This is a genomic window from Mesorhizobium sp. BR1-1-4 (genome assembly GCF_020165375.1).
Classification (GTDB): Bacteria; Pseudomonadota; Alphaproteobacteria; order Rhizobiales; family Rhizobiaceae; genus Mesorhizobium; species Mesorhizobium australicum.
Window position 1 is genome coordinate 90,033 of sequence record NZ_JAIUIB010000004.1, and the last position, 26,266, is coordinate 116,298.

Below are 26,266 nucleotides of genomic sequence, written 5' to 3' on the forward strand. Positions count from 1 at the left end.
TCAGGCCAGGGGCAACCTGACCTCGACCACCAGACCGCCGGCCGCGCCATCCCCGAGGGTGACGCGGCCGCCGGCATTCTCGACAACCTCGCGCACGATGGCGAGGCCCAGGCCGCTGCCTTCCTCGGTCGAACCGGCGATGCGATAAAAGCGCTCGAACACGTGATCCCGCTCTTCGGCCGGGATGCCGGGTCCGTCATCGGCTACCGTCAACACGGCTTCGCTGTCGATGGCGGCCAGCTTCACCGTCACGCTGGCGCTTGCCGTCGAGTAACGCAGCGCGTTGTCGACAAGATTGACGATCATCTCGCGGAGCATGGTGCCGTCGCCAATGACTGCAACCGGCCCTGTTTCCTCCAGCCCGAGATCGATCTTGCGGGCGATCGCCGCGGGCGCCTGCGTTTCCAGTACATGGCGGGCGGCTTCTGTCAGGTCGATGCGATCGGCGCGTGGCCGCCGGCTGCCAGGCTCGGCACGCGACAGGGTGAGCAATTGTTCGGCCAGCCGCGCCAGCTTGCCGGAGCTGGCCTGCAGCGCCACCAGCGCTTCCTGGCGCGCATCGGTGGCGGTTTCGCGTAGCGCATAGCTTGCCTGCGTCGATAGCAGCGCCAGCGGCGTGCGCAATTGATGTGCGGCATTGGCGATGAAACGGCGCTGCGCTCCCATCTGCGCGCGCACCCGTTCCATGTAGGCGTTGAGCGCCTCTATCAGAGGCCGGATTTCGCTCTGCGCGCCCGGCACGTCAACCGGATCGAGGTCGCTTCGGCTTGGCGAACGCACCGCGTCGCGCAGGCTCATCAATGGCGCCAGGCCACGGCGCAGGCCAAGCAGCACGAACACGCCGGCGATCGCCACCAGCGCCAGTTGCTGGACGAAGGCGCTGAACCACAGCCGCTTCACCATCGCATCATGCCCGGAGAGCGTTATGCCCACGGTGACCGTTATGGGGGAATCGCCGCCGGCGCCGATCACCGCGTGGCTGAGCGTCAAGAGCCGCAACATATGATCGCGATAGCTCGCCTCGACGCTCGCATGCCGCGGCGCTTGCGGCAAATCGGGGTAACCGGTCAGCAACCGTCCTCCGGCGGTCTCGACGCGATAGTAGACGCTGTCGCGATCGCCGGTATCGAACATCTCGATCGCCGCCGGCGGGATGGTAGCATCGAGTACGCCATCGGCCATGGCGACCTGCTCGGCGATGGCGCGGGCCGAGCCGACCAGCATGCGGTCGGTGACCAGATCGGCGGTCGCCAGAGCGTTGCGCTGGCTGGTCCACAGATTGATGGTCGCAAGCCCGGCCAGGGGGAGCACGACCCAGGCCAGCAATTGCAGGCGCAGGCTGTTAGTCTTCATAGCGCCAAATCATCATGGCGCCAGGTCCTCATGGCGCAAGAGATAGCCGAGGCCACGCAAAGTGGTGATCTGGACCCGCGACCCCTCGAGCTTCTTGCGCACACGGTGCACATAGATCTCGATGGCGCTTGGATCGGCGTCGGTCTCGAAATCGTAGATCGCCGCCGACAGGGCGGCCTTGCTTACCGTACGTCCCGCCTTGATCATCAATTGTTCAAGCACGGCATGTTCGCGTGGTGTCAGGGCCAGTGTTTCACCGCCGAGCGAAAACAGCCTGGTGTTGGTGTCGAAGATGAGGTCGCCGCAGGCAACGACCGGTGCCGTCCGGTCATTGGCGCGGCGCAGTTGGACGCGGATGCGCGCTTCGAGTTCCTCTACCTGGAAGGGCTTCGCCAGATAATCGTCGGCGCCTTCGTTGAGGCCTTTGACCCGGCCATCGAGGCTGGCATTGGCGGTCAGTACGATCACCGGCACCCGGTTGCCGCGGGCTCGCAGCATGCGCAGCACTTCCAGTCCGCCCATGCGGGGCAACGCAAGGTCGAGAATGACAAGCGCGTGGTCGCCGGCGGCAAGCGCGTGCTCGACATCCTCGCCGTCATGGACGATGTCGACGACATAATTCGCCTGGCGCAAGGTCTTGCCTAGCCAGTCCGCCAGTTCGCGATTGTCCTCCACAAGCAGCAATCGCATGTCTATTGCCGTTCCAGCATCCACTTCGGTCTCAACGGCCACCAAGGCTCGATCGACGATCCCATTCGGCAATCGGAACCCGGATGATCGATAGTATCGATCGCAACGCAAGGCAAATGCGGCTTGGCTGCGGCCGGCGATGGTTTTTCGGGGGCAAGATGCCTCGTTTGAGATGTAAAATCGAACCGAACGGTTCGGTTCTAGTTGACGGATCGTATCGCAAACAGTGAACAGTAGGCACGAATCGGTCGGGGTTTGCGTCTGCGGTAGAAACGCTAATCTACTGAAAACGTTTGAGAATTCAGGCTAAAAATGCTGCAATGCAATATGCATTGTCCATAATATGATGAAATACTGCAAAGCCGACGCGACTGGTAATTCCAAAGGGCCTTCCCCATCTGGAGGTGGTCCGAGCGACGCGAAATCCTCCCAAGGGCACGCCACTAGACGGACAGAACAAAGAAATTCTGGAGTAAATAAAATGACCAAGATCGCTCTTACCGCCGCCGCCATCCTCGTTGCCACGGGCACTGCTTTTGCCGGCAGCGACAATTATGGCTCGGCCAACGCCAACCAGCCTGCCGCCGCTGTCGACCATTCGGTCACTGCTTCGACCTCGAAGTCGACGGCCGCGTCGGTCCAGGCTCCGCAGGGCGCTGACCGCAACCTCTTCGGCCGCTAATCGCGACTGCCAATCCATCCAACTTTGAATTCAGGAGTACTTGAAATGACCAAGATCGGACTCACCGCCGCTGCCATCCTCGTTGCCACTGGCACCGCTTTTGCCGGCAGCGACAACTACGGTTCCGACAACGCCAACCAGCCGGTTGCCAGCCAGTCGACCTCCAACGTCGACACCTTCCACACCGGTTCGATCCTGAAGGCGGACAAGGCGCAGGCCGATGCCAATGCCAACGTTCCGGCCCAGTCGGGCCAGGGCATCTGGGGCCGCTAATCCCTTCTTGCATCGCGTGACTACAAAGAGCGGTGGGCCTGGCCCGCCGCTCTTGTTTTTTGTGACAAATGGAATCAGGCGAGCCAGTCGGGTTCAGTCGTGCCGGATAGCCGTCGAACAAGTGCCGGCCAGCGCGCCGGTCACGGATCGAACCAATTGGTTCAATTAATGTTGACGCGCCGTGAGCGCCCGGCGAACGCCGCCTCGGCGAAACAAAGCGTAATGCTCCGTGAGTTGCGCAACAAGCGGCTGATAATGTTGATGAAAACACTTCTGCCGAAATCCGGGATCCAGCCTTGAGGTGCGAAATCGGGCCGTGAAGGAACATCTTCGTGATTGGAAGCCGACGAACGAAAAACCCACTTTCAGCTGGTCCGAGCGACGCGAAATTCCTCCCAAAGGCACGCCACTTGACGGACAGACCAGACCTATCGGAGTAAAGAAATGAACAGGATCGCACTTACCGCCGCCGCCATTCTCGTTGCCACGGGCGGCGCCTTCGCCGGCAGCGACAATTATGGCTCTGACAATGTCAATCAGCCGGCGGTCACCGCGCCCGCGGGTAAAATCGACCACAGCTATACGGCTTCGATCCGCAAACCGGTCGAACACCGCGGTTTCAAGCTGACGCCCGATTCCAATCAGCCTGATCCCGGCCAGGGCAACTGGGGCAACTGATCCACGCCGGCCTCGCCTGGCTTGACGACAAAGAGCGGTGGGTCTGGCCCGCCGCTCTTGTTTTGAATGAGGTCAGACCGAAGGCCGCCGATCTTCTCAGTAGGCAAAACATCTCACGTCCAGGAATAAAACCAGGCTGCTTGTGGTCTTCTCCTCAGCGGAACCGTCCTCCCAAGACGCCGCCCAACGGATGAACAGGAGATTGAAATGAACAGACTTGCTCTCGCTACCGCCGCTATCCTTGTCGCAGCCGGGGGTGCATTCGCCGGCAGCGACCACTATGGCTCCGACAATGCCAACCAGCCGGTCGCCCCGGTCGCCGGCGTGGATCACGCCGCCACGGGCGCCGTCAACGACACGGATATGATCAAACACAAGACCGCCGACACCAAGATGAAGCCAGCCACCGACTGGCCCGAGCCTGGCCAGGGCATCTGGGGTAACTGATGTCGCGGCTGCGGCGGGTCTGATCTGCCGCACCCGCGGACATTAGACTTCTAGCTCAGATCCTTCGGCCGCAGGCAATGTGTCAGCCTGGCGGCCGACACCCCGGACCAATCGTCTTCAAGGACGAAGCGCGCGAGGGCTGCTGTCGGAAACTTTTCCTCGAGCCTCTTGCGCGCCTTCGCCTCCGATCCCGGTCCGGCAAGCTGTTTTGCCAGCTCCTCAAGGCCCGGATTGTGGCCGAGAACCAGCAGGCAGCTGGTCGAAGGGTCCGCTTTGCGTAGCTGACCCAGAATATCCGCCGCTGCGGCATCGTAGAGCGCCTCGGCAAACGCGACCCGGGGATGCACTGGCAGTTCCGCCGCCACCAGCCGCCAGGTATCGCGGGTGCGCAGCGCCGGCGACACCAGCGCCTGATCCGGCAGCCAGTTGCGCGCTCCAAGCTCGCGGCCGATCAGCCGGGCCGCCTTCAACCCACGTTCCGCCAGCGGTCGGTCGAAATCGTCGAGGTCAGGGTCGTCCCAACTCGATTTGGAGTGACGCAGCAGGAGCAGCTGTTTCATCGCTGCGCTCTCGCTCAGGGCGTGATCCGCGCCAGGTGCTCGAGGTCGGCTTCCTCGCGCAGCGGATCGGGCGCCATCACCACCGAGGTGCCGTTGTCGGCATCGTCGGCGAAGTGGGCAAGAACCGTATGCCCGGCCTCCATGCGTGCCTTGCCTTCGGCGACCAGTCCAAGCGCCAGCGGGTAGAGCTGGTGCTCTGCCTTGAGCACGCGCGCGGCCAGCGTATCGGCATTGTCGCCGACCATCACCGGCACGGCCGCTTGCGCGATGATCGGGCCATCATCCATCTCGGACGTGACGAAATGCACCGTGCAGCCATGGATGCGGATGCCGGCGGCCAACGCGCGCGCATGGGTGTCGAGCCCCTTGAAGGCCGGCAGCAGGGCAGGGTGGATGTTGATCATGCGGCCCTGCCATTTCTGGACAAAGCCGGGGGTCAGGATGCGCATATAGCCGGCCAGCGCCACGATGTCGGCGTTGAAGGCCGCAAGTGCCGCGTCGATCGCCGCGTCATGCGCCTGCTTGCTGCCATGGTCGGCGCGGGAAATGACCTGGGTGGCGATGCCGCGTGCCCTGGCGATGCCGAGGCCGGCGGCGTCCGCCTTGTCGGAAATGACGCCGGCAATCTCGGCCGGGAAGGCCGGATCGCTGGCCGCCGCGATCAGCGCGGTCATGTTGGAGCCGCGCCCCGAAATCAGGACAACGGTGCGTTTTCTCTGCGTGCTCATAGGCCGATCGAGCCCCGATAGATGACGCCGGCGTCGCGGCGCGGCACGATGCGGCCGATCGGCGTCACCGTCTCGCCGGCTTCCTGCAGCACGGCAGCGACCTGCGCCGCCTGACCGGAAGCGACAGCCAAAATCATGCCGATGCCGCAATTGAAGGTGCGCATCATCTCCTCCGGCGCCACGCCGCCTGTCTTGGCCAGCCAGGAAAACACCGGCGGCACGTCGATGGCATTGAGGTCAAGTTCGGCGGAAAAGTCCTTGGGCAGCACGCGCGGAATGTTTTCCGGAAAACCGCCGCCGGTGATGTGCGCCAGCGCCTTGATGCCATGCGTGTTGCGGATCGCCTTGAGGATCGACTTGACGTAGATGCGGGTGGGTTCGAGCAGTGCCTCGGCAAGCGTCGCCTCGTCGTTGAACGGTGCTGGATCGTTCCACGCCAGACCGCTGGCGGCGACGATGCGGCGCACCAGCGAGAAACCATTCGAATGCAGGCCAGAAGAGGCCAGCCCGAGCAGCACGTCGCCCTCGACGATGTCGTCGGTGGGCAGGAGCTGGCCGCGTTCGGCCGCACCCACGGCAAAGCCAGCAAGGTCATAATCCTTGCCGTGATACATGCCCGGCATTTCCGCCGTCTCGCCGCCGATCAGCGCGCAGCCGGCCTGACGGCAGCCCTGTGCGATGCCGCCGACAATCGCGGCACCCTGATCGGGATCGAGTTTGCCGGTGGCGAAATAGTCGAGGAAGAACAGCGGTTCGGCGCCCTGCACGACGATGTCGTTGACGCACATGGCGACAAGGTCGATGCCGATCGTGTCGTGTTTTCCCGCCTCGATGGCGATCTTGAGCTTGGTGCCGACGCCGTCATTGGCTGCTACCAGCACCGGATCGGTGAAACCGGCCGCTTTCAGATCGAACAGGCCGCCGAAGCCGCCGATCTCGCCATCCGCGCCCGGCCTGCGCGTCGCGCGCACCAGCGGCTTGATCTTCTCGACCATGAGGTTGCCGGCATCGATATCGACGCCCGCCTGCGCATAGGTGAGCCCGTTTCCGCGCTTGGCCGTTTTGTTCTGGCCCGTTTTATGCTGGCCGGTTTCGCGCTTGCTCATCGCAATGTTCCTGCTCGTTTGCGGGCTCTTCGCATGAACGGTTTCGGTCCGCAAGGATAACGGCCGAACCGGGCTTCGTTTGGCCGACAAAAGCGTGGATAGCCGGGGGCATCGCACTCAGTGCTTGCGGCTGGCCAGCCGGCTCTCCCTTGCCTCGGCCCTCCATCTCCCTCATCTATCTCAACGCATAATACGGCGGGACAATGCGTTGACCATCCCCAACCTGATCACCATGCTGCGCGTTGTCCTGGTGCCTGCCGTGGTGTTGGCCATGCTGCAGGCGCGTTGGGACTGGGCCTTTGCCGGCTTCGTCGTTGCCGGCATTTCCGACGGCGTCGACGGCTTCATCGCCCGCCGCTTCAACCAGCAGTCCAGGTTCGGCGCCTATCTCGATCCGATCGCCGACAAGCTGCTGCTGGTTTCGGTGTTCGTCGTCATGGGCATCATCGGGCAGTTGCCGCTGTGGCTGGTCGTCACCATGGTGTCGCGTGACGCCTTGATCGTCTGCGCGGTCCTGTTGTCCACGGCGATGGCCCATCCGGTCGAGATCAGACCGTTCCTGGTCTCCAAGGCGAATACCGCCGTCCAGATCGTGCTGGCGGCGGTTGTGCTGGGCGAACTCGCCTTTGCCGTGCACCTCGACCCTCTGCGGCCAGGCCTCATATTGCTGTCCGGGGTCTTGACCGTGGCTTCGGCCGCGGCCTATCTCGTGGCTTGGCTGAGGCATATGAGCGGCTATGGCGAAGGCGGTAAATCAGGCTGACAAGCCCATCGACGGCAAGCCTGCCCGCAAGCCGGCCGCCCGCAAGGCGGCGGCGCTGGGCAAGACCGACGACGGCCAGCTGGGTGTCGTCGTGCCGGAAGGCGAGACGGCGGCAGAGGCCGAGGCGTCGGCCACGTTCCGGCGCCAGATATTCTTCTGGCTGGCGGGTGCCGCGATCCTGGCGCTCTTCCTTTATGTCTTCAGCGACATCCTGCTGCCCTTCGTCGCCGGCATGGTGCTTGCCTATTTCCTCGATCCGGTCGCCGACCGTCTGCAGCGGCTCGGCCTCAGCCGCTTCATGGCGACGGTGGTCATCCTCATCACATTCCTGATCGTGCTGGTGCTGGCCTTGGTCATCCTCATTCCGGTGCTGGCGACACAGATGGCCGATTTCGCCGGCAAGCTGCCGGAGTACCTGACCCGGCTGCAGAGCCTGATCACCTCCTTTGATCCGAAGTGGCTGGAACAGAAATTCGGCGTCAACGCCAATGGCTTACGCGATGGGTTGAACTCACTGCTGACCTCCGGTTTCGGCCTGCTCACGACGGTTTTCACTTCGATCTGGAGTTCGGGCGTGGCGCTGGTCTCGGTGGTCAGCCTGTTCGTGGTGACGCCGGTAGTGACCTTCTACATGCTGCTCGACTGGGACCGCATGGTAGCGGTCATCGACAGCTGGGTGCCGCGCGACAACGTCGCCACGGTCCGCGCCATCGCGCGCGACGTCAACACCGCCACCGCTGGCTTCGTGCGCGGCCAGGGTACGCTCTGCCTGGTGCTGGGCGCCATGTACGCCACCGGCCTTACGCTGACCGGGCTGAACTTCGCCATCCTCATCGGCCTGTTCGCCGGGCTGATCTCCTTCATCCCCTATGTCGGCTCATTGACCGGGCTGGTGCTGGCCGTCGGCGTCGCCTTCGTTCAGTTCTGGCCTGACTGGACGATGATCGTCGCGGTTGCGGTGGTCTTCTTCATCGGCCAGTTCATCGAAGGCAACATCCTGCAGCCCAGGCTGGTCGGCAAAAGCGTCGGCCTGCATCCTGTATGGCTGATGTTCGCGCTGTTCGCCTTCGGCGCTCTGTTCGGCTTCGTCGGCCTTTTGATTGCCGTGCCGGCTTCGGCGGCGGTTGCGGTGCTGGTGCGATTTGCCATCGCCCGTTATCTCGAATCGCCGCTCTACAAAGGCCATGCGACAGAACCCGCGCCGGCATTGCCAGCCGATCGCGGCGGCGGCCACCGCTCGCAACCGCGTCGCTGAAGTGACCGCGCAGCGAACCGACCCGCCACGCCAGTTGCCGCTCGATCTCGGCCATGGCACCGGTTACTCGCGTGATGAGCTGGTCGTCTCCGGTACCAACAACCAGGCGGCCGCACTGGTCGACCGCTGGCCGGATTGGCCAGCACCGGTGGTCGTGCTGGCGGGCCCAGCCGGCTCCGGCAAGACGCATCTGGCCTCGATCTGGGGTGCGCGCGCCAAGGCGGTGACTGTCGACGCCAGGCGCATTGGCGACAGCATCGCAAATCTTGGTGCCCGCCCGGCCCTGATCGATGATGTCGACGCACGCGCGGTCGACGAACTGGGCCTGTTCCATCTCATCAATGCGGTGCGTGGCGCCGGCTCGACGCTGCTTTTGACCGCACGCCGCTTTCCCTCGGCCTGGGGTGTATCGCTGCCCGATCTTGCATCGCGGCTCAAGGCTGCGGCGACCGTCGAGATCCATGAGCCCGATGATCTCCTGCTCGCCGGTGTCATCACCAAGCTGTTCGCCGACCGCCAGGTCGAGGTCGAGCCGCATGTCGTGCAGTATTTGGTGCGGCGCATCGAGCGTTCTCTGGCAACCGCGATGCGTGTGGTGGAGCGCCTGGATCGTACCGCCCTGGAGCGCAAGATGCCGATCACCAGGGCATTGGCCGCCGAAACCGTCAATGCCATGGACGAAGGGCAGGGCGAGTTCGAGATTTGATGACTTCAGGGTTCCGGCGGTCCTCCGTCTCGACCTGAGTCCCATTTTGGGAAACAAGACTGGCATCCATCTTGCTGCGTGAGCTTGCCGGCTGACCCCGGTCCTGATTGCGTTCCAAATCAGGTTGTAGGCTCGCCGGGAATGAGGCGCTTGGGGTTCTCGCCCGGCGAGCTTGCGTTCAAAATGCGTCGAGCGGGTGCCGCCGCAGCGGACATCCATCCCAACGACACGGACCACCCCCGCATTGTCGAAACTCTTGAAATAGACCAACTCGATTGACGGGCTTGGTTTCGAGGTGGTGGTGGTAACGCCGGCCTCGGCCCGGCGTATCGCCGAAGCCTATGCGCGATGGGGCAAGGGCAGCCATCCGGCCGCGCTCAATTTCGGCGATTGTTTCTCCTACGAGGTGGCGAAGGAGCACGCTTGCCGGCTGTTGTATGTCGGAGCCGATTTTTCGAAAACCGATATAGAGGGTGTGCTCTCAACGTAGCACTGCCGGCCGGTGAGCTTGCGGCCAATCACAGCCACATTCTGACGAAATGCCGGACCAACAGATAGACGGCCGAGTGCGCGGCAATATAGCAGGCCGCGACCAGCACAAAAATCCCGATGCTGGCTGCCCACGAACGGGAGGCGACGATGCCAGGTGCGAGCCTGCCGTGCCTGCGGCTCTCGCGATTGTTCCACGTCGCCAAGGCGGCACAGGCGATCGCCCATGCCACCATGAACGGAACCGTCACGCCCGCATAGGCGAAATAGGCCGGCCCGAACAGCGACACCCAAGCATCTATCCCAAGCACCGCCACCCCCCGTTTGCCCCAGCTTAAGCCGGCAATGGCGATGGAAGCGAGCCTGAAATAATGACACGCGGATAAGGGCCAAAACCCCTTCGGTGTCATCGGTGTCGCATTTTAAATGAGAAATGGTCGGAGTGGAGAGATTCGAACTCCCGACCCTCTGGTCCCAAACCAGATGCGCTACCAGCCTGCGCTACACTCCGAACGGTCTGTTGCCTATTCATTTCGGTGGTACATGGCAAGTGCAAAAACCTTGCCGCCGCTGCCAATGCGCAGTAATGACGGGCGAAGAGGCGGCGATGCCGCCTTGCCAACAAAGAGGTGGCCATGTCCGCGCGCATTTTCAGCCCAGCCAAAACCGCGATGCAGTCCGGCAAGGCCAAGACCGGCCATTGGGTGCTGGAATTCGACCCCGAGATGCGCAAGAAGATCGATCCCTTGATGGGCTACACCACGTCGGGTGACATGAGAAGCCAGATCCGGCTCACCTTCGACACGCGCGAAGAAGCGGTGGCCTACGCGGAAAAGGAAGGGCTTGCCTTCCGTGTCGAGGAACCGAAAGAGACCAAGCGCCGCCAGATTTCCTATGCGGAGAATTTCCGCTATGACCGCAGGACGCCCTGGACGCACTGAAAGGCGGCAGGCCCAAGCATCCAGCCGGCCGTTGGCCGGCCGACGGTCCCGTAGCTCAGCTGGATAGAGCACCGGCCTTCTAAGCCGATGGTCACAGGTTCGAATCCTGTCGGGATCGCCAATAATTTCGATGGCTTATGTTACATGACCTCACGCGGTCGCGCGATCCTGCCCCTGCCTGCCAGTGCTGCCACGCCGCTTACCGGAAGCCGGAACAGAGTTCGGCCCGCACAGGGCTCTGGAATTATTTCGTGATCCGGCCCTGTTGGAACCTTGGCCAAGACTACGCGTTCGGGGCCTTGTATTCGTGGAGCCTCATAAAAGGCACTATGCGGGCAAGCGAACGGGTGGGCAAAACAAGCGCGGGTTGGGGGAGGAGAAACAAGGCTATGTCGAAACGTGAAATTGGAACGTCCCCTGCCTTGGGGCGGCGTATCGCCGATCTCAGGGCCCGAATGCAAGACGCCGAAATTTCCGGCCATGAAATGAAAACCTTTCACAAGGTGGCCGCCATCATGGGATCTGGCGACGGTTCCTTGCAACTGGATGCCGACGACCTGATCGCGGCATCCTTCGTCGCCGAAGCGGTTGGGCCGGCGCCCAGCCGCTGACTTCGGAATTTCCCTTGTCCGAAATCCGGTGAGCAAATCGCGTCCTCCATTGGGGCACGGCCGCCTGTTGGGCGATCGTGCTCCAGCGCCCGGCCCCTGATCTCGTCTCGTCGTCACCTGATCTCGAATTGAAAGGAAAGTCTTATCATTTTGTTTGCGTTGGCACGTCATAGTAGGGACGGCTAACGGAGTGAAAAGGGATGAAGCTGGACCTGTCGCCCACCAGCTGGGGCAGGGTGATGGCCGTCACCGCCGCCGGCACGGCATTCTTCATCGCCGTGGCGTTTTTCGTCGATTCGTTCAATTTCCCGTATCTTTCGCCCGAGTCTGTCTGGCGCGCTAAGCTGACCGACCTTCTGCTGCCCTTGGTGCTCGGCGGCTCGTTTCTGTTTTTCCTGATGTGGAAGATCCGCCAACTGGCGATAGCCCAGCGCGACCTCAGCGTCATTGCCGCGACGGACAGCCTGACGGCGGTGCTGAACCGCGGCGCCTTCTCGATGCTGGTCGAGGCCTATCTCGAACAGACCCGCAAGCAGGAAGAGACCCGTACCGGCGCGCTGCTGATCATCGATGCCGACCACTTCAAGTCGATCAACGACCGCCTCGGCCATGATTGCGGCGACCAGGCGCTCAAACTGATCGCGCAGGCGATCAAAGGCCAGCTGCGTGGCACCGATATCGTCGGCCGGATCGGCGGTGAGGAGTTCGGTGTATTCCTTCCCGGCGTCGACCCCTCGCAATCCTGGCTGGTTGCCGAAGGCATCCGCCGACGGATACGCGAAATGGACTTTTCGCCGGATGGCCGGTCCTGTCCGCTTTCCGTCAGCATCGGCGGCACCAGCTTCAGCGGGCCGACCACCTACGAGGCAATATTCTCCGCCGCCGACAGACGGCTTTATGCCGCCAAGTCGAATGGACGCGATCAGGTCAGCTTCGATCCGGCGGAAGCCGCTCTAGTGTCTCCGCTCAGCGCCGCCACCGTCCACTGAGGGCAGCCTCGCAGCCGGCTGGCACGACCGCTTCCTTGACGCATACCTGTCTGTGTGCTTCCTCCGCGCAAGTGATGTATGGAGCATCGCCAGAAACACTCCTGCTTCTTGAGTCCCTCGATCGTGCGGTTCGCGGGCACGGCACGGCCCGCGGATGCAGGGAATTGAATGGCCAAACGCCCCGGGCCGGTAAGCACCGCGATCATGATCCACTTATTCAACGGCTTTCAGAACCCGTTTGGCGGCAGTGAGCGCGAAACCCTGGAGTTGTATCGGCTGTTGAGCGCCGAACCGCAGGTGCGCCTCTGGGCGACCTCGTCGCGCGTATCCGAAGACCTGATGCAGGAATTTCCGATACGCCGCGTCTCGCCGGCAACACGCAATGTGCCGGCTGGCGGCACCTATGTCTTTCTCGGTGCGCATTGGCGCAACAAGATGTGGCCTTATCTGATCCCGCGACCGCGCCGGCTGATCTATGTCTTCAACACCTTTCATCCCAAGATCATCGCCCTGACGACCCACAGGCCGCGCCTGCTGGGTTGGCCCGGTGCCGAACTGGTGCTGATCTCCGACTTTCAGAAGCGCATGCTGCGGGTCGAGGGCGTCGTGCATCCGTCACCCATCGACATCGAGCGCTTCTCGCCACGGCAGGTAAGGCCAAACGGTCCGTTCACGGTGGGGCGACTGAGCCGCGATACGGCGGACAAGCATCATGCTGACGATGTGGCGCTCTATGAGGCATTGCTGGCCGACGGCGACGCGGTGCGGATTCAGGGCGGCATGCCGCTCAAAGACAGGCTTGCGCCGCATTCGCAACTCGAGCTCCTGCCGCAGGGTGAATTTGCCGCCGAACAGTTTCTGCCGACGCTCGACGTCTTCTATTATCGCACCGGCTCACATGTGGAGACGTTCGGCCGTGTGGTGTTCGAGGCGATGGCCTGCGGCCTGCCGGTCGTTTGCCATTCGCATGGCGGCTACGCCGATCATATCAGGCATGGCGAAAACGGTTTCCTGTTCGAAACGACGCAACAGGCAGCACGGATCCTGGCCGAGCTTAAAGCCGACCCGGCACTGCGGTTGGCTGTGGGTCAGAAGGCGCGGCGAACCGTCGAGCAGCTGTTTTCGCCGCGGGCGGTGCAACAGCGGTTGGACTTCTATCGGCGTTAGCGGCGCCACGCCGTCCGGCTTTCCAGACACCCTCGGCCAGCAATCCACGTACCCCGTTTGGCATCGATCCCGACATCGCGCTAAAGCTGGCATCACGTGAATCGCGGGGCGGCCGGCATCGGCGCGCAGACAGATCGAGCAGGGCTTCTACCGATGACATTGACGGGCGCCGCGGCACTGCTGATCCTGATCTTGACCTATGCCGGCGTCGCAATCGGCCGGATACCTGGCTTGCGGCTCGACCGGGCAGGCATCGCGCTGCTTGGCGGCGCGGCCATGATCGCCATCGGCGCGCTCAGCATGGAGGATGCCTACCGGGCCATAAATTTCGACACCATCACGCTTCTGCTCGGCATGATGATCGTCGTGGCTCATCTGAAGGTGTCGGGTGCCTTTCGCGGTCTTGGCGCCATCGCCATCGAGCACGCGCATGCACCATTCATGCTGCTGGTGATGGTGACGCTCCTCACCGGCGTGCTGTCGGCCTTCCTGGTCAACGATGCCATCTGCCTGGTCATGGCGCCAATCGTCGTCCATGTTACCCGCGTTATCAACCGCAATCCGATCCCCTATCTGATCGCCACCGCCACCGCTTCGAACTGCGGCAGCGTCGCCACCATCACGGGCAATCCGCAGAACATGGTCATCGGCGCGCTGTCGGGCATTTCCTATCCGGCCTTTTCGGCGGCACTCGCGCCGGTCGCCTTGTTCGGCCTTGTCGCGGTCATCGTCATCGTGCGCATCGTCTACCGTGCCGAATTTACCCGCAACGGCGAACTGACGCCACACATCTCGCGCGGCCGCATGCATCGCGGCCAGGTGCTGAAGGCGGTGGTCGTCTGCATCGGACTGGCGATCGCCTTCTTCGCTGGTGTTCCCGTAGCCAAGGCGGCGCTCATTGGCGGCGCCATTCTGCTGCTGACCCGCGCCATCAAGCCATCGCGCATCTACCGCGAGATCGACGGACCGCTGCTGTTCATGTTCGCGGGACTGTTCGTGGTGGTTGCCGGCGCGGAAAAGACGCTGCTGACACCTGAGATGATCGCCTCGGCCAAGAACATCGGGCTCGACGATGTCTGGAGGCTTTCGGGTTTCACCGCGGTGTTGTCCAACGTCATGAGCAATGTTCCGGCCGTGCTGGCGCTCAGGCCTTTCATACCCGGCCTGGAAAACCCCGAGCGCGCCTGGCTGGTCGTGGCCATGAGCTCGACGCTCGCCGGTAACTTCACGTTGCTCGGCTCGGTCGCCAATCTGATCGTCGCCGAGCAGTCCAAGGCCGCAGGCACGCCGTTGTCTTTCGGCGCCTTCTTCAAGGTCGGCCTGCCGCTGACGTTGATTACGCTCTTGGCCGGTACGGGATGGCTGGCGTTCGGGGGGTAGCCCTAGGCCTGGCTGCCCGACATTCGCGCCCTGACAAGCGTGGCCGCGGCTCGTCCGGCTGCTTCGACGTAGTCGGGGTTGCGATGGATGAGCATGATCGAAAAGCAGCCGTCGATCAGCAGCACGATCTCGCGCGCCAGCGCCCGCGGCCCCTCGATATGGTGGCCGGACAGTTCTGCCGCCAGCCATGTCTCGAAATTGCTTTTGTGCCGCGCCCCGACCTTGACCGCCGGGTGCCCTGGCATGGAGGCAAGCTCCGCGGCGGTGCGCAGGAAGCCGCATCCCTTCCATTTCGGATGGCGCGTGGCCCGGGCCAGGTTGGCGAAGATGGCTTGGACCTTGCTGTCCACACCACCTTGTTCAGCCTCGAACCAGCCGGCCATCCGTTTCAGATTGGGCTGATCGCGGCCGTCGAGATAGGCTGCGATGAGGTCGTCCTTGCTCTTGAAGTGGTAGTAGAGCGTCCGCTTCGTGAGACCCGCTTCCTCGGCGACGGCATCGACGCTGACACGGCCGATCCCCTCCGCGTAAAACAACCTGGTTGCTGCGTCGACAATGCGCTTGCGGGTAGGACTTTGTGCTTCGGGCATGGGTTTAAGTATACCGACTAGTGAATATACACAAGGCGCGAATGGCGTAACCTTCCATCTCATCACCATGCTGGAGGAAGCCAGATGACCGATCTTGTCCTGAACGAAAACAGGGAAGGCGTTGCCGTCCTTTCCCTCAACCGCCCGGAAAAGCTGAACGCGTTGAACTATGCGCTGATCGATCGCCTGCTCGCGACACTCGATGACATTGAAGTCGACGACCGCATCCGCGCGGTCATTCTGACGGGCGCCGGCGAGCGGGCCTTCTCGGCGGGCGCCGACATAGAGGAGTTCTCGGCCAGCGTGGCGCTGGGCGCCGAGACGGCGCTGCGAGACTTCGTCATGCGGGGACAGCGGCTGACGGCAAGGCTGGAAGCCTTTCGCAAGCCTGTCATCGCAGCCGTCAACGGCCTCGCCTTCGGCGGCGGCTGCGAAATCACGGAAGCCGTGCCGCTTGCAATTGCCAGCGACCGCGCGCTGTTCGCCAAGCCGGAGATCACTCTGGCAATGCCGCCGACTTTCGGCGGAACGCAGCGCCTGCCCAGGCTCGCCGGGCGCAAGCGCGCGCTCGAACTGCTTTTGACCGGCGACTGGTTTCCGCCACAGCGGGCTCTTGACCTTGGCCTCGTCAATCAGGTGGTCCCGCATGACGATCTGATGCCGGCTGCGTTCAATCTGGCCAGGCGTATCCTTCGGCACTCCGGACTGGCAGCCGCGGGCATCCTCACGGCGGTAACGCGAGGGCTCAATCTGAGCATCGCCGAAGGCTTGCTGGTCGAGGCCGAGCAGTTCGCCCGTATGGCCCCGACAGCCGATTTGCACGAGGCGCTAGATGCCTGGATCAGCAGGCACAGGCCTGGACACGACGGGTCCTGGACGCATGTCGCGCGGCCCGAGGAGGCAAGGCGAGCCTCCTCGGCCCTGGATCACGGCGCCACCAGCAAGCGTCCTTTCATGTTGGGGTGGAAGCGGCAGAAATAGTCGACCGTTTGCGCCGTCTTCAGCGTCATGCTTGCCGACTTCTTCGGCGGGATTATCACCTCCCAGCCGCCCTTCACGGTGGCCGTGTGGGCGATCACATCCTTGTTCACCCACTCGATCGTGTCGCCGACCTTGGCATCGACGCTGGCCGGCGAAAAGGCGAGCTTGTCGACGGTGACCTGGATGGTTGCCGCCGCTGCCGGCGCTGTGAATACCAACGCCAGCACGACCAGCAGCGCCAGATGATCCAAGGCGCCCGTTTTCATTTCAGCATGCCGGCGACGTGTTCGGCATGCTGCTCATGGCCCTGGAAGATCTTGAGGCCGGTCTCGAGCAGGCTCTTCAACTCGGCATTGCTGGCCGACGGTATGAGCAGGGTTTCGAGCGCGCCATTGACCTGCTTGTGATAGGCGACCTCGTTTTCGATATAAGCCTTGTCGAAGGCCGCCCCTTTCAGCTTGGCGAGCTTGGCACGTTCCTCCTTCGCCGCCTTCGTCAGCGCCTGGCTGGTAGCGTTGTCCTCGGGCTTCACCTTGAGCTTCTTGACGAGATCGAGCGCCTGCTTGTTCACCGCTTCGTGGTCGCGCTCCATGTCCTTGGCGAAATCGACGACCTCCTTGCTCTTTGACTTCTTGATCGCCTGCTTGGCCGCCTCGATGTCGAGGACGCCTGCTGTATAGGCGATATGGGCGATCTGCGGGTCGGTCGGCTTGTCGGCGGCTTGCGAGACCGGGGCAGCGCCGACGAGAAGCAGGGCGGCAAGGGCGACGGTATATCGGGTGAACATGGCATCCTCCTTGGCCCGGCCGCGCGGAGGCGCCGGGCTCGAATTTGCAGTTGACGCTCATTGGATGCGGGGCGGGGAGAAACGTTCCCGGAAAATCAGGACGGCATCATTCGAAACCCAGCCGTCCCATCACCGCCTGGGTCAGTCGCTCGCAGCGCCGACCGGCGAAGGGGAAGGCATCGAGCAGCACAGGGCCGATTTCATCGTCCAGCGCCTTGCGCAACAGGGCGCGCGCCCGGTGCAGCCTCGTCTTGACGGTCTCTGGCCGCACGCCAAGCAAATCGGCGGTTTCCTCCATGCTCAGGCCCTCGATGACGCGGGCGACGAAGACCATGCGGTAGATGTCGGGCAGGCTGTCGGTCGCCCGTTCGACAAGTGCGAGAATCTGCCGCTGCGCCATCGTCCGCTCCGGATCGTCGTTGGATTTGAGGGGAAACCTGATTATCCGCGCTTCCGGATCGGCAGGCATCTCCACCGTGCGACGTCTCTTGCGCAGGCGGCCGAGCGCTTCGTTGATGACGATGCGCGACAGCCAGGTGGCGAGCGTGGATTGGCCGCGAAACGCCGCCAGGCTGGCGAAGGCGCTGACATAGGCCTCCTGGACGACGTCCTCGGCTTCGGCGTCGTTGCGCAGAATGCCGCGCGCGATGCGGTAGAGCCGCTGGTTGTATACCTTCATGATGGCGCGAAATGCATCCGGGTCACGGGTCAGCGCGCGGTGGACGAGCTGCATGTCGCCGGAAAGGCTTTCGGCAACCGCGGGCACCGTGGCGGGCATTGGCTGCTTGCTCATCGCGACCGGATCTCCTCGTGCAAATGCTGCACATTGGATGCGCCTGCCGGCAAAAGGTTCCCGGGCCAGAGGGATCCGGGTTCCCTATTCTAGGCTGCCGCCAATCCCTTGTCTGCCCGCTGCATGCGTGCGGCCACCGCCAAGAGGTCGGTCTGCGTGATCAGGCCGAGAATATGCCGCTCGCCGTCGACGATGACCACGGCATGGCTGCGGCCGTCGGTCAGCACTGGGAGCAGGCTCATCGCCGGTGTCTCGGGCGAGGCGGTGCCGGCTTTTGCCATGACGCTCTTCACCGTGTCGGTAGCTTTCGTCAGCTCGCGCAGGCCAACGGCGCCAACCAGCCGGGCATCCGCGTCGACCACCGGCAAGGTACGGATATTGTGATCGATCAGTTGCTGGCGCGCCTCGTCGGCGGTGGCTTGCTCGGACACCGAAACCACGTCGCGCGACATGATGTCCTCGCACAGCAGCGTGCGGTGCGAGCGCACCATGGCCTGCAGTTCGACTTGTCTCAGCAACCGTTCGAGGTCGTCGCGGTCGATGTCGAAGGTCTCGTCAAGTGTGGTCAGCGCCGCGTCGATATCCTCGGGCCGGAAACCGACGCGCTGCTGAGCCGGCGGATCGGCGGTGCCGTGGCTGTTGGCGGCTGGTGCCGCGACATGCGGGTAATTGCGCCGCGCCAGCTTGTGGAAAAGGAAGCCAAGCGCCACCAGTATGGTCGAATTCAAGGCCACCGGCACGAACGGGAACAGGAAGCCCGCGCTGATGACGGCCGGGCCGCCGAGCACCGCCGTCAGCGCGGCGGCGCCGCCTGGCGGATGAAGACAGCGCGTGAACGACATCGCGGCGATGGCGAGCGCCACCGCGAGCCCTGAGGCCATCACCGGATCATGGATGAAATGCGCCACGGTCACGCCGACCAGCGCCGATATGGAATTTCCGCCGATGATCGACCAGGGTTGCGCCAACGGGCTGGCCGGTACGGCGAACAGAAGCACGGCGGATGCGCCCATCGGCGCGACCAGCAGGGCCACATGCGGGCCGCCGCCCATCGCCAACCCGCTGATCACGCCCGTCAGCGCGATGCCGATCGTGGCGCCGATACACGCCAGGATGCGTTCGCGCAGCGTGGCGCCGGCGAGGATGGGGACAAAAAGACGAAAGGCCATTGGAAAACTTTGCGAGGACTGGATCTGTCGAGGATGCGTGCGGCACGCAATGCAGCCGAATTCGCCGATTTGAAAGTCAAACAAATCCGTAAAGTCATGACGTAGGAGAATAATATTGCGCGCCGATCTTCGCCGGAGTGCTGGCAGCGCCTCGCGCTTTGTCATCAGCGTCAAGGGCTTGCGGCCCTTTGCTGACTCTGTTTGAGGTCAGCCCGCGCGCGCCGCTGCCGCAAGCCCGCGCCGGATGTCGGCTTTCAAGTCGTCGATATCCTCGAGGCCGATCTGCAGTCGTATCAGCGGACCTTCGTAAGGGCCTTTCGCAACGACGCGGTCGCCAAGCCAGACCGGCACCGCGAGGCTCTCATAGCCTCCCCAGGAGTAGCCGAGACCGAAGATCCGCAGTGCGTCGAGGAAAGCGTGCTGCTCCTGCTGGCCACCACCGGCCAGCACGATGGAAAAGATGCCGCTCGAACCGCGGAAGTCGCGCTTCCAGAGATCGTGGTCGGGATGGCTGGGAAGGGCAGGGTGGAGCACGCGCGCCACGCCCTTTTCGCCTTCGAGCCACGAGGCGATGGCGAGTGCGCTGCGCTGGTGACGGTCCAGCCGCACACCCATCGTGCGCAGGCCGCGCAGCACCTGGTAGACGTCGTCGGGTCCAGCACAGCAGCCAAGCGTGCAAAAGCTCTCGTAGAGTTGCGTCCAGCAGGCCTCATTGGCCGAGACCGTGCCGAGCAGCACGTCGGAATGGCCCGCCGGATATTTCGTCGCCGCATGGATCGAGATGTCGACGCCATGGTCGAGCGGCCGGAAATAGAGCGGCGTCGCCCATGTGTTGTCCATCATCACGATGACGCCGGCCGCGTGCGCCGCCTTGGCGATCGCCGGGATGTCCTGCACCTCGAACGTGTTGGAGGCCGGCGATTCGGTGAACACCACTCTGGTGTTCGGCTTGATCAACGCCGCGATGCCGGCGCCGATATTGGGAGCATAATATTGGACCTCGACGCCGAGCCGCTTCAGCATCGTGTCGGCGAAGTTTCTCGTGGGATGATAGACGGAATCGACGATCAGCAGATGGTCGCCCGCCGATACGAAGGCGAGCAGCGGCACGGTCACCGCCGCCAGGCCCGACGGCACCGCGATCGTGCCGGCTGAGCCTTCCAGCGCGTCAATGGCATGCGCAAGAGCGTCCGTCGTCGGTGTGCCGCGCGTGCCGTAAGTGTACTTCTGGCTGCGTGCGGCCATCGCGGCGGCATTTGGGAACAGCACGGTCGAGGCATGCACGACCGGCGGGTTGACGAAGCCGAAATAGTCATGCGGGTTGTTGCCCGAATGGGCGAGCCGCGTGTTGATGCCCATCGTGCCGGAACCCTGCTCGCTGCCGTCTTTCGCCATTCTTGGTCGCCTTGTTTAACAAGGCGCTAGCCATAATGCGGCGTCGTGGACCGTGCAACAGCCCACCGTTCGCCAGGAATGGACTTCGAATATGCCAATTCCTGGTCCGGAAGACAGCCCGCGATCTGATCCGGAATCGGACCAACCACGCGCGGCGGTGCCCTGTCGGAAGCTTGGTCGTCAGCTGGTGAACCTATTGTAGCCGGCTGTGAAAGGTATATGATAAATTTCTAATGTTAATCGCCGGATGCTTCAATCAGATGCTGCCGGATGGTTCTTGCCGGTTATCTCCTGATCCCCATCCGGGTATCCCGCTCAGCGAGCGGAAAGGGGAGGAATGTCATGCCTGACGTCAAATGGACGATGAAGGCGCGCGAATTCATCAACTGCAATTGTGCCTATGGCTGCCCGTGCCAGTTCAATGCCATGCCGACATACGGATTCTGCCAAGCCGTCGCCGGCATGGAGATCGAGACCGGCCACCACGGCGACACCAAGCTCGACGGGCTGCGCTTCGTCGGCATCTTCAGCTGGCCCGGCGCGATACACCAGGGCAGGGGCGAGGCCGCGGTGGTTATCGACGAGAGGGCCAGCGAAGCCCAACGCGAAGCCCTGCTCCGCATACTGGGCGGTCAGGACACCGAGCCAGGCGCGACAATATTCCAGGTCTTTTCGACCACCCTGGAGAAGTTCCACGATCCGATTTTCGCCGCGATCGATTTCGAGGTCGACGTCGATGGGCGAACCGGCCGGCTGCACGTCAAGGGCGTAACCGACGGCCGTGGTGAGCCGATCAAGAACCCGGTCACCGGCGCCGAGCACCGGGCGCGCATCGACCTGCCGCACGGCTTCGAATACGCCATCGCCGAGGTCGGGCGCGGCTGGACCAAGACGACAAGCCCGATCAAGTTCGAGGTGGCGGACACGCATAGTCATTTCGCCAACCTGCATCTCACGCAGAGCGGCATCGTGCATTGACCTGATCCAATGGGCGACACGGCTCTCGAGGCGGTGCTGCGGCGCGACCGCGCGGTCGTGACGGCCGCGCTCGCCGTCATTGCCGTGTTCGCCTGGGCCTATGTTCTTTGGCTGGCCGCCGACATGGCCATGCCTGGCAGCCCGGTGCCGGGCGGCGAGGCAGGCGACATGGCCGGGATGGACATGGCGAGCATGAACATGGGCGGCATGGATATGGGCGCCGCCGTGGCGCCGGGCTTCCGGCCCTGGGCATCGGCCGATTTCGTCTTCACCTTCACGATGTGGGCCGTGATGATGGTCGGCATGATGACGCCGTCGGTCGCGCCGATGTTGCTGCTCTATGCCGGCGTTGGCCGCAAGGCGCTGGCGGACAGCCGGCCTATCGCTTCGACGGCATGGTTTTTTACCGGCTATCTCGTCGTCTGGGTCGTCTTCAGCATCGTGGCGACGGGTGCGCAATGGCTGCTCACTCGTTTCGCCTTGCTTGATCCCGCGATGGCGGCGCACAGCGCGGTGCTCGGCGGTGTCATTCTGATCGCCGCCGGCCTCTACCAATGGACACCGATCAAGGGCGTCTGCCTGCGCCAATGCCAGGCGCCGATCGCGTTCCTGGCCAGCCATGGCGGGTTCCGCACCACCGCGCTCGGCGCATTTCGGCTTGGCATGGATCACGGCGCCTATTGTCTCGGCTGCTGCTGGGCACTGATGGCCCTGCTGTTTGTCGGTGGTGTCATGAACGTGCTGTGGATCGCCGGCATCGCCATCCTTGTTCTCCTGGAGAAGGTGGTCCCGGCCGGGCAATTGATCCCGCGCATCTCCGGTGCATTGATGGTCGCGGTCGGCATCTGGCTGGGCCTTTCCACGCTTTGAGACCGCGCGCCGATTTTGTCCACCAGCAATGTCGACCGCCAATCATGGGTAATCGTCGGCCGAAGGTATTCCGTAACGTCAATGCATTTCGTGCCCGGGGGCAGTAACGCCGAGCTATTGCCCGGAACGGATTTTACAGCGCCGGCTCACATCTGCGTCAAATGAGCTTTGCCGATTCAAGTCGCGCTTCTGACGAGATCGCGTGCACGTTTGTCTGCAATTCAGGCATTTCAGGCAATCGATTTTCAAACCCGGTCGGATTCGGTCATTTTCCTTGACCTCACGGGAATTATCGCCTTCGATGCTGTTCGTGAATGGGAGGCGGCGCGTCGGTTTGCGATGCGGGGTTTCGGGAATGGGCCGGGATAGGAGCTGCGTTCACAAGGGAAAAAAATCAGGGTTTGCCTGAAAAACAGAAAAGGGTCTGTGGGTTATGAAACACATTGCTATCGGCATTCTTGGCGCCGCCACGCTCGGACTGATGGCGTCGGCCGCGTCGGCCGGCACGCTCGACACCGTCAAGGCGAAGGGCTTCATCCAGTGCGGCGTCTCGACCGGTCTGGCCGGCTTCTCCGCGCCGGACGACAAGGGCGACTGGCAAGGCATCGACGCTGATTTCTGTCGTGCGGTTGCCGCCGCCGTCTTCGGTGATGGCACCAAGGTCAAGTTCACGCCGCTCAGCGCCAAGGAACGCTTCACCGCGCTGCAGTCCGGCGAGGTCGACATCCTCTCGCGCAACACCACCTGGACGATCAACCGCGATACCGCGCTCGGCCTGAATTTCATCGGCACGACCTACTATGACGGCCAGGGCTTCATGATCAACGCCAAGAAGCTGCCGGGCGTCAATTCGGCGCTGCAGCTTTCGGGCGCCGCCGTCTGCGTGCAGAGCGGCACGACCACCGAGCTCAACCTCGCCGACTACTTCAAGGCGAACAAGATGGAGTACAATCCGGTCGTCTTCGAGAAGCTCGAAGAGGTCAATGCCGCTTATGATGCCGGCCGCTGCGACGTCTACACCACCGACCAGTCGGGCCTTTACGGCATTCGCTTGACGCTCGGCTCGCCGGCCGATCACGTCGTGCTGCCCGAGATCATCTCGAAAGAGCCGCTCGGACCCGCCGTTCGCCAGGGCGACGACCAGTGGTACCACATCGTCAAGTGGACCTATTTCGCTCTGCTCGACGCCGAGGAGCTCGGCATCACCAAGGCCAATGTCGACGAGATGAAAAACTCCGCCAGCCCGGAGATCAAGCGTGTGCTCGGCCAGGAAGCAGACACCAAGATCGGCACCGACCTCGGCGTCTCCAACGACTGGGTCGTCAACATCGTCAAGGCGACCGGCAACTACGGCGAAATGTTCGACCGCAATGTCGGCTCCGGCAGCCCGCTCAAGATTGCGCGTGGCATCAATGCGCTATGGACCAAGGGCGGCCTGCAATACGCGCCGCCGATCCGCTGATCGAAATGTGATCCGGAAGGCAGGCTCCTGCCTTCCGGTTTCTCTTTCACAGGGGACGTGACATGGCATCGCAGGAAATCCTACGCGAGGAGCCGAGCCGCGGCTCCTTCGTCAATGACCCGAGAATTCGCAGTCTCTTCTTTCAGACGCTGGTCGTCATCGTTCTGTTCGGGTCCATCTGGTGGATCGTGCAGAACGTCATCGACAATCTGCAGCGCCTGCACATCGCCTCCGGCTTCGGCTTCCTCAAGGGGCGCGCCGGCTTCGATATCTCGGACACGCCGATTGCCTATACGTCGGACTCGACCTATGGCCGCGCCATCGTCGTCGGCCTGATCAACACCATCATCGTTGCCGTCGCCGGCATCATCACCGCCACCATCATCGGCTTCGTCATCGGCATCGGCCGCCTGTCGCAGAACTGGCTGATCCAGAAGATCTGCACGGTCTATGTCGAGATCTTCCGCAACATCCCACCGCTGCTGGTCATCTTCTTCTGGTATTCCGGCGTGCTCGCCGTGCTGCCGGCGCCGCGCGATTCCTATCATCTGCCCTTCGGCTCGTTCCTCAACCAGCGCGGCTTCTATTTTCCGCGCCCGGTCTGGGGCGACGGCTCCTGGCTGATCCTGGTCGCCCTTGTCGTGGGCATCGCAATGTCATGGTTCGTCGCCCGCAGGGCGCGTCAGCGGCAGATGGCGACGGGCCAGCAATTTCCGGTGTTCTGGACCTCCGCCGCGCTGATCATCGGCCTGCCGCTGCTGGCTTACGTGCTGAGCGGCTTTCCGCTGAGCTTTGACTTGCCCAAACAATCGACCTTCAACCTGACCGGCGGCTTCCAGGTCAAACCGGAGTTCCTTTCGCTCTATCTGGCGCTGTCCTGCTACACGGCGGCCTTCATCGCCGAAATCGTGCGCGCCGGCATCAGGGGTGTCAGCAAGGGCCAGACCGAGGCGGCGGCCGCACTTGGGCTGCGATCCGGTTCGATCCTGCGGCTGGTCGTGGTGCCGCAGGCCATGCGCATCGTCATCCCGCCGCTGACCAGCCAGTATCTCAACCTGACCAAGAACTCCTCGCTGGCGATCGCCATCGGTTATCCCGATTTGACGGCAACGGCCGGCACGGTTCTGAACCAGACCGGACAAGCGGTCGAGGGCGTGCTGATCATGATGATCGCCTATCTCATACTCAGCCTGGTGACCTCGGCCGTCATGAACGTGGTCAACGCCAGGATGGCGCTGGTGGAGAGGTAGGACCATGCAGGAACACGATCTGTCCTGGGTGCGCACCGAAATGGCGCTGGCGCAGCCCGCGCCGGCGAGCGTCAGCGGCCCCGTCGCCTGGGTGCGCAAGAACCTGATCGGCTCGGTCGGCGACACCATCCTCACCATCCTCGGCATCGTCATCGTCGCCTGGGTTCTGCCGCAGGTCATCAACTGGGCGTTCATTAACGCACAGTGGACCGGACCGGACCGCACGGTCTGCGCGACCGTCGCGCAAGGCGGCATTCAGCCCGATGGCTGGAGCGGAGCCTGCTGGGCTTTCGTCAACGCCAAGTTCGGCCAGTTCATGTTCGGCACCTATCCGGTCGAGGAGCGCTGGCGGCCGATCCTGGTCGCCATCCTGTTCGTGGCGCTGCTGGTGCCGATGCTGATGCCGCGTGTGCCGCGCAAGGGGTTGAACGCGATCCTGCTTTTCCTGGTGCTGCCGATCGTTTCCTTCTTCCTGCTGGTCGGCGGCGTATTCGGCCTGCCGCATGTCGAAACCTCGCGCTGGGGCGGGCTGCTGATCACGCTGAGCCTGTCCTTCGTCGGCATCGCCGTATCGCTGCCGCTGGGCACCGTGCTTGCGCTCGGGCGGCGCTCGAAGATGCCGATCATCAAGATGCTGTGCATTATCTTCATCGAAGCCGTGCGCGGCATACCGCTGATCACCGTCCTGTTTTTCGTCAGCGTCATGCTGCCGCTGTTCCTGCCGGCCGGCGTCACTTTCGACAAGTATCTGAGGGCGCTGATCGGCGTGTCGCTGTTTGCCGCGGCCTACATGGCCGAAGTGGTGCGCGGCGGCCTGCAGGCGATCCCCAAGGGCCAGTATGAAGGCGCCGATTCGCTCGGCCTCGGCTACTGGCAGAAGATGAGCTTGATCGTGTTGCCGCAGGCGCTGAAGCTGGTCATACCCGGCATCGTCAACACCTTCATCGGCATGTTCAAGGACACCAGCCTGGTCCTCATCATTTCGATGTTCGACCTGCTCGGCATCGTCAAGCAGAACTTCTCCGACGCCAACTGGGCCACGGCGCAGACCGCGAAATCCGGTCTTGTGTTCGCCGCCTTCGTCTTCTGGCTGTTCTGCTTCGGCATGTCGCGCTATTCAATGTACACGGAACGCCGGCTCGACACCGGCTACAAACGCTAAACAAAAGAACA

30 protein-coding genes, 2 tRNA genes and 1 pseudogene are annotated in these 26,266 nt (G+C 63.1%); 20 read left to right on the forward strand and 13 right to left on the reverse strand.

The features are described from left to right. On the reverse strand, positions 1 to 1,353 hold the full coding sequence (locus tag LB571_RS09555; RefSeq protein ID WP_224594003.1) for a sensor histidine kinase: 1,353 nt from the start codon (positions 1,351 to 1,353) through the stop codon (positions 1 to 3). A 12-nt stretch (positions 1,354 to 1,365) separates the two neighbouring features. Beyond that, positions 1,366 to 2,043: a response regulator gene (locus LB571_RS09560; protein ID WP_140617181.1), complete on the reverse strand. Its 678-nt coding sequence runs from the start codon at positions 2,041 to 2,043 to the stop codon at positions 1,366 to 1,368. Positions 2,044 to 2,524: 481 nt separating this feature from the next. On the opposite strand from LB571_RS09560, the gene LB571_RS09565 reads away from it, so the two are divergent. From LB571_RS09565 to LB571_RS09580, 4 genes are all read left to right on the forward strand, one after another. Continuing rightward, complete coding sequence (locus LB571_RS09565) at positions 2,525 to 2,725, forward strand: DUF680 domain-containing protein (protein WP_224594007.1); 201 nt, start codon at positions 2,525 to 2,527, stop codon at positions 2,723 to 2,725. Positions 2,726 to 2,770: 45 nt separating this feature from the next. After that, positions 2,771 to 2,998 (forward strand): DUF680 domain-containing protein, encoded by a 228-nt coding sequence (locus LB571_RS09570; protein WP_224594010.1) that lies wholly within the window; start codon positions 2,771 to 2,773, stop codon positions 2,996 to 2,998. 444 nt (positions 2,999 to 3,442) lie between these two features. Continuing rightward, positions 3,443 to 3,676: a DUF680 domain-containing protein gene (locus LB571_RS09575; protein WP_015318439.1), complete on the forward strand. Its 234-nt coding sequence runs from the start codon at positions 3,443 to 3,445 to the stop codon at positions 3,674 to 3,676. Between the two features lie 207 nt (positions 3,677 to 3,883). Next, positions 3,884 to 4,123 carry a DUF680 domain-containing protein gene (locus tag LB571_RS09580; protein ID WP_015318438.1) on the forward strand — a complete coding sequence of 80 codons (240 nt, stop codon included), beginning with the start codon at positions 3,884 to 3,886 and terminating at the stop codon, positions 4,121 to 4,123. A 50-nt stretch (positions 4,124 to 4,173) separates the two neighbouring features. On the opposite strand, the gene LB571_RS09585 is transcribed toward LB571_RS09580, so the two are convergent. Genes LB571_RS09585 through purM form a run of 3 tightly spaced genes read right to left on the reverse strand, consistent with a single transcriptional unit; the run spans position 4,174 to position 6,517 of the window. Next, positions 4,174 to 4,683, reverse strand: a complete 510-nt coding sequence (locus tag LB571_RS09585; protein WP_224594014.1) for a SixA phosphatase family protein — start codon at positions 4,681 to 4,683, stop codon at positions 4,174 to 4,176. Between the two features lie 14 nt (positions 4,684 to 4,697). Beyond that, positions 4,698 to 5,411 (reverse strand): phosphoribosylglycinamide formyltransferase, encoded by a 714-nt coding sequence (gene purN / locus LB571_RS09590; RefSeq protein WP_140878562.1) that lies wholly within the window; start codon positions 5,409 to 5,411, stop codon positions 4,698 to 4,700. Beyond that, positions 5,408 to 6,517: a phosphoribosylformylglycinamidine cyclo-ligase gene (gene purM / locus LB571_RS09595; RefSeq protein WP_140617178.1), complete on the reverse strand. Its 1,110-nt coding sequence runs from the start codon at positions 6,515 to 6,517 to the stop codon at positions 5,408 to 5,410. The genes purN and purM overlap by 4 nt, the downstream gene beginning before the upstream one ends. A gap of 208 nt (positions 6,518 to 6,725) precedes the next feature. Between purM and LB571_RS09600 the strand changes: the two genes are divergently transcribed. The 4 genes and pseudogenes from LB571_RS09600 to LB571_RS09615 all read left to right on the forward strand — a co-directional run. Then, positions 6,726 to 7,280, forward strand: coding sequence for a CDP-alcohol phosphatidyltransferase family protein (locus tag LB571_RS09600; RefSeq protein WP_224594016.1), 555 nt, complete (start codon positions 6,726 to 6,728; stop codon positions 7,278 to 7,280). Beyond that, positions 7,255 to 8,535, forward strand: a complete 1,281-nt coding sequence (locus LB571_RS09605) for an AI-2E family transporter (RefSeq protein ID WP_224594028.1) — start codon at positions 7,255 to 7,257, stop codon at positions 8,533 to 8,535. The genes LB571_RS09600 and LB571_RS09605 overlap by 26 nt, the downstream gene beginning before the upstream one ends. 1 nt (position 8,536) lies before the next feature. Then, positions 8,537 to 9,241, forward strand: a complete 705-nt coding sequence (gene hdaA, locus LB571_RS09610) for a DnaA regulatory inactivator HdaA (RefSeq protein ID WP_140617264.1) — start codon at positions 8,537 to 8,539, stop codon at positions 9,239 to 9,241. Between the two features lie 274 nt (positions 9,242 to 9,515). Then, positions 9,516 to 9,731 (forward strand): annotated as a pseudogene (locus tag LB571_RS09615) (PIN domain-containing protein); the annotation flags it as partial. A 28-nt stretch (positions 9,732 to 9,759) separates the two neighbouring features. Here the strand turns inward: LB571_RS09615 and LB571_RS09620 are convergent. Beyond that, positions 9,760 to 10,140 (reverse strand): hypothetical protein, encoded by a 381-nt coding sequence (locus tag LB571_RS09620; protein ID WP_224594032.1) that lies wholly within the window; start codon positions 10,138 to 10,140, stop codon positions 9,760 to 9,762. A gap of 24 nt (positions 10,141 to 10,164) precedes the next feature. Then, a tRNA-Pro gene (locus LB571_RS09625) sits at positions 10,165 to 10,241 on the reverse strand. 124 nt (positions 10,242 to 10,365) lie between these two features. Between LB571_RS09625 and LB571_RS09630 the strand changes: the two genes are divergently transcribed. The 6 genes from LB571_RS09630 (at position 10,366) to LB571_RS09655 (ending at position 14,818) form a co-directional block, all read left to right on the forward strand. Next, positions 10,366 to 10,671: an ETC complex I subunit gene (locus LB571_RS09630; protein ID WP_015318428.1), complete on the forward strand. Its 306-nt coding sequence runs from the start codon at positions 10,366 to 10,368 to the stop codon at positions 10,669 to 10,671. A gap of 44 nt (positions 10,672 to 10,715) precedes the next feature. Further along, a tRNA-Arg gene (locus LB571_RS09635) sits at positions 10,716 to 10,792 on the forward strand. Between the two features lie 268 nt (positions 10,793 to 11,060). Beyond that, positions 11,061 to 11,282 carry a hypothetical protein gene (locus tag LB571_RS09640; protein WP_015318427.1) on the forward strand — a complete coding sequence of 74 codons (222 nt, stop codon included), beginning with the start codon at positions 11,061 to 11,063 and terminating at the stop codon, positions 11,280 to 11,282. 200 nt (positions 11,283 to 11,482) lie between these two features. Continuing rightward, positions 11,483 to 12,271, forward strand: a complete 789-nt coding sequence (locus LB571_RS09645) for a GGDEF domain-containing protein (RefSeq protein ID WP_140664753.1) — start codon at positions 11,483 to 11,485, stop codon at positions 12,269 to 12,271. A 168-nt stretch (positions 12,272 to 12,439) separates the two neighbouring features. After that, entirely contained in the window at positions 12,440 to 13,438 is a 999-nt protein-coding gene (locus LB571_RS09650; RefSeq protein ID WP_224525529.1) for a glycosyltransferase family 4 protein, read from the forward strand. A 153-nt stretch (positions 13,439 to 13,591) separates the two neighbouring features. Further along, entirely contained in the window at positions 13,592 to 14,818 is a 1,227-nt protein-coding gene (locus tag LB571_RS09655; RefSeq protein WP_224594036.1) for an anion transporter, read from the forward strand. Positions 14,819 to 14,820: 2 nt separating this feature from the next. On the opposite strand, the gene LB571_RS09660 is transcribed toward LB571_RS09655, so the two are convergent. After that, entirely contained in the window at positions 14,821 to 15,408 is a 588-nt protein-coding gene (locus tag LB571_RS09660) for a TetR/AcrR family transcriptional regulator (protein ID WP_015318423.1), read from the reverse strand. 84 nt (positions 15,409 to 15,492) lie between these two features. On the opposite strand from LB571_RS09660, the gene LB571_RS09665 reads away from it, so the two are divergent. Then, positions 15,493 to 16,389 (forward strand): crotonase/enoyl-CoA hydratase family protein, encoded by an 897-nt coding sequence (locus tag LB571_RS09665; RefSeq protein ID WP_224594039.1) that lies wholly within the window; start codon positions 15,493 to 15,495, stop codon positions 16,387 to 16,389. On the opposite strand, the gene LB571_RS09670 is transcribed toward LB571_RS09665, so the two are convergent. From LB571_RS09670 to LB571_RS09690, 5 genes are all read right to left on the reverse strand, one after another. Continuing rightward, positions 16,335 to 16,655: a cupredoxin family copper-binding protein gene (locus LB571_RS09670; protein WP_224594042.1), complete on the reverse strand. Its 321-nt coding sequence runs from the start codon at positions 16,653 to 16,655 to the stop codon at positions 16,335 to 16,337. The genes LB571_RS09665 and LB571_RS09670 overlap by 55 nt on opposite strands. Further along, positions 16,652 to 17,176, reverse strand: coding sequence for a DUF4142 domain-containing protein (locus LB571_RS09675; protein ID WP_015318420.1), 525 nt, complete (start codon positions 17,174 to 17,176; stop codon positions 16,652 to 16,654). Before LB571_RS09675 ends, LB571_RS09670 begins: the two co-directional genes overlap by 4 nt. Before the next feature lie 106 nt (positions 17,177 to 17,282). Next, positions 17,283 to 17,969: an RNA polymerase sigma factor gene (locus tag LB571_RS09680; RefSeq protein WP_015318419.1), complete on the reverse strand. Its 687-nt coding sequence runs from the start codon at positions 17,967 to 17,969 to the stop codon at positions 17,283 to 17,285. Between the two features lie 89 nt (positions 17,970 to 18,058). Next, positions 18,059 to 19,138 carry an HPP family protein gene (locus LB571_RS09685; protein WP_015318418.1) on the reverse strand — a complete coding sequence of 360 codons (1,080 nt, stop codon included), beginning with the start codon at positions 19,136 to 19,138 and terminating at the stop codon, positions 18,059 to 18,061. Positions 19,139 to 19,345: 207 nt separating this feature from the next. After that, positions 19,346 to 20,533 carry a cystathionine beta-lyase gene (locus tag LB571_RS09690; RefSeq protein ID WP_015318417.1) on the reverse strand — a complete coding sequence of 396 codons (1,188 nt, stop codon included), beginning with the start codon at positions 20,531 to 20,533 and terminating at the stop codon, positions 19,346 to 19,348. Positions 20,534 to 20,875: 342 nt separating this feature from the next. On the opposite strand from LB571_RS09690, the gene LB571_RS09695 reads away from it, so the two are divergent. The 5 genes from LB571_RS09695 to LB571_RS09715 all read left to right on the forward strand — a co-directional run bounded on the left by LB571_RS09695 (position 20,876) and on the right by LB571_RS09715 (position 26,255). Beyond that, positions 20,876 to 21,511 carry a DUF1326 domain-containing protein gene (locus LB571_RS09695; RefSeq protein ID WP_023773469.1) on the forward strand — a complete coding sequence of 212 codons (636 nt, stop codon included), beginning with the start codon at positions 20,876 to 20,878 and terminating at the stop codon, positions 21,509 to 21,511. A 9-nt stretch (positions 21,512 to 21,520) separates the two neighbouring features. After that, the gene (locus LB571_RS09700) at positions 21,521 to 22,381 is read left to right on the forward strand and encodes a DUF2182 domain-containing protein (protein ID WP_224594045.1); all 861 of its coding nucleotides are present in this window, start codon (positions 21,521 to 21,523) and stop codon (positions 22,379 to 22,381) included. A 433-nt stretch (positions 22,382 to 22,814) separates the two neighbouring features. Further along, positions 22,815 to 23,843: an amino acid ABC transporter substrate-binding protein gene (locus LB571_RS09705; RefSeq protein WP_015318414.1), complete on the forward strand. Its 1,029-nt coding sequence runs from the start codon at positions 22,815 to 22,817 to the stop codon at positions 23,841 to 23,843. A 62-nt stretch (positions 23,844 to 23,905) separates the two neighbouring features. Continuing rightward, positions 23,906 to 25,093 (forward strand): amino acid ABC transporter permease, encoded by a 1,188-nt coding sequence (locus LB571_RS09710; RefSeq protein WP_140726254.1) that lies wholly within the window; start codon positions 23,906 to 23,908, stop codon positions 25,091 to 25,093. Between the two features lie 4 nt (positions 25,094 to 25,097). Further along, a complete protein-coding gene (locus LB571_RS09715; protein ID WP_140824685.1) occupies positions 25,098 to 26,255 on the forward strand; it encodes an amino acid ABC transporter permease in 1,158 nt (385 codons plus the stop codon). Positions 26,256 to 26,266 lie beyond the last annotated feature (11 nt).

What these genes read in the sequence shown, in the direction of transcription:
- LB571_RS09555 (WP_224594003.1), bottom strand. Translation starts at nt 1,353, where the DNA reads ATGAAGACTAACAGCCTGCGCCTGCAATTGCTGGCCTGGGTCGTGCTC.
- LB571_RS09560 (WP_140617181.1), bottom strand. Translation starts at nt 2,043, where the DNA reads ATGCGATTGCTGCTTGTGGAGGACAATCGCGAACTGGCGGACTGGCTA.
- LB571_RS09565 (WP_224594007.1), top strand. Translation starts at nt 2,525, where the DNA reads ATGACCAAGATCGCTCTTACCGCCGCCGCCATCCTCGTTGCCACGGGC.
- LB571_RS09570 (WP_224594010.1), top strand. Translation starts at nt 2,771, where the DNA reads ATGACCAAGATCGGACTCACCGCCGCTGCCATCCTCGTTGCCACTGGC.
- LB571_RS09575 (WP_015318439.1), top strand. Translation starts at nt 3,443, where the DNA reads ATGAACAGGATCGCACTTACCGCCGCCGCCATTCTCGTTGCCACGGGC.
- LB571_RS09580 (WP_015318438.1), top strand. Translation starts at nt 3,884, where the DNA reads ATGAACAGACTTGCTCTCGCTACCGCCGCTATCCTTGTCGCAGCCGGG.
- LB571_RS09585 (WP_224594014.1), bottom strand. Translation starts at nt 4,683, where the DNA reads ATGAAACAGCTGCTCCTGCTGCGTCACTCCAAATCGAGTTGGGACGAC.
- purN (WP_140878562.1), bottom strand. Translation starts at nt 5,411, where the DNA reads ATGAGCACGCAGAGAAAACGCACCGTTGTCCTGATTTCGGGGCGCGGC.
- purM (WP_140617178.1), bottom strand. Translation starts at nt 6,517, where the DNA reads ATGAGCAAGCGCGAAACCGGCCAGCATAAAACGGGCCAGAACAAAACG.
- LB571_RS09605 (WP_224594028.1), top strand. Translation starts at nt 7,255, where the DNA reads ATGGCGAAGGCGGTAAATCAGGCTGACAAGCCCATCGACGGCAAGCCT.
- LB571_RS09620 (WP_224594032.1), bottom strand. Translation starts at nt 10,140, where the DNA reads ATGACACCGAAGGGGTTTTGGCCCTTATCCGCGTGTCATTATTTCAGG.
- LB571_RS09630 (WP_015318428.1), top strand. Translation starts at nt 10,366, where the DNA reads ATGTCCGCGCGCATTTTCAGCCCAGCCAAAACCGCGATGCAGTCCGGC.
- LB571_RS09640 (WP_015318427.1), top strand. Translation starts at nt 11,061, where the DNA reads ATGTCGAAACGTGAAATTGGAACGTCCCCTGCCTTGGGGCGGCGTATC.
- LB571_RS09645 (WP_140664753.1), top strand. Translation starts at nt 11,483, where the DNA reads ATGAAGCTGGACCTGTCGCCCACCAGCTGGGGCAGGGTGATGGCCGTC.
- LB571_RS09650 (WP_224525529.1), top strand. Translation starts at nt 12,440, where the DNA reads ATGGCCAAACGCCCCGGGCCGGTAAGCACCGCGATCATGATCCACTTA.
- LB571_RS09655 (WP_224594036.1), top strand. Translation starts at nt 13,592, where the DNA reads ATGACATTGACGGGCGCCGCGGCACTGCTGATCCTGATCTTGACCTAT.
- LB571_RS09660 (WP_015318423.1), bottom strand. Translation starts at nt 15,408, where the DNA reads ATGCCCGAAGCACAAAGTCCTACCCGCAAGCGCATTGTCGACGCAGCA.
- LB571_RS09665 (WP_224594039.1), top strand. Translation starts at nt 15,493, where the DNA reads ATGACCGATCTTGTCCTGAACGAAAACAGGGAAGGCGTTGCCGTCCTT.
- LB571_RS09670 (WP_224594042.1), bottom strand. Translation starts at nt 16,655, where the DNA reads ATGAAAACGGGCGCCTTGGATCATCTGGCGCTGCTGGTCGTGCTGGCG.
- LB571_RS09675 (WP_015318420.1), bottom strand. Translation starts at nt 17,176, where the DNA reads ATGTTCACCCGATATACCGTCGCCCTTGCCGCCCTGCTTCTCGTCGGC.
- LB571_RS09680 (WP_015318419.1), bottom strand. Translation starts at nt 17,969, where the DNA reads ATGAGCAAGCAGCCAATGCCCGCCACGGTGCCCGCGGTTGCCGAAAGC.
- LB571_RS09685 (WP_015318418.1), bottom strand. Translation starts at nt 19,138, where the DNA reads ATGGCCTTTCGTCTTTTTGTCCCCATCCTCGCCGGCGCCACGCTGCGC.
- LB571_RS09690 (WP_015318417.1), bottom strand. Translation starts at nt 20,533, where the DNA reads ATGGCGAAAGACGGCAGCGAGCAGGGTTCCGGCACGATGGGCATCAAC.
- LB571_RS09695 (WP_023773469.1), top strand. Translation starts at nt 20,876, where the DNA reads ATGCCTGACGTCAAATGGACGATGAAGGCGCGCGAATTCATCAACTGC.
- LB571_RS09700 (WP_224594045.1), top strand. Translation starts at nt 21,521, where the DNA reads ATGGGCGACACGGCTCTCGAGGCGGTGCTGCGGCGCGACCGCGCGGTC.
- LB571_RS09705 (WP_015318414.1), top strand. Translation starts at nt 22,815, where the DNA reads ATGAAACACATTGCTATCGGCATTCTTGGCGCCGCCACGCTCGGACTG.
- LB571_RS09710 (WP_140726254.1), top strand. Translation starts at nt 23,906, where the DNA reads ATGGCATCGCAGGAAATCCTACGCGAGGAGCCGAGCCGCGGCTCCTTC.
- LB571_RS09715 (WP_140824685.1), top strand. Translation starts at nt 25,098, where the DNA reads ATGCAGGAACACGATCTGTCCTGGGTGCGCACCGAAATGGCGCTGGCG.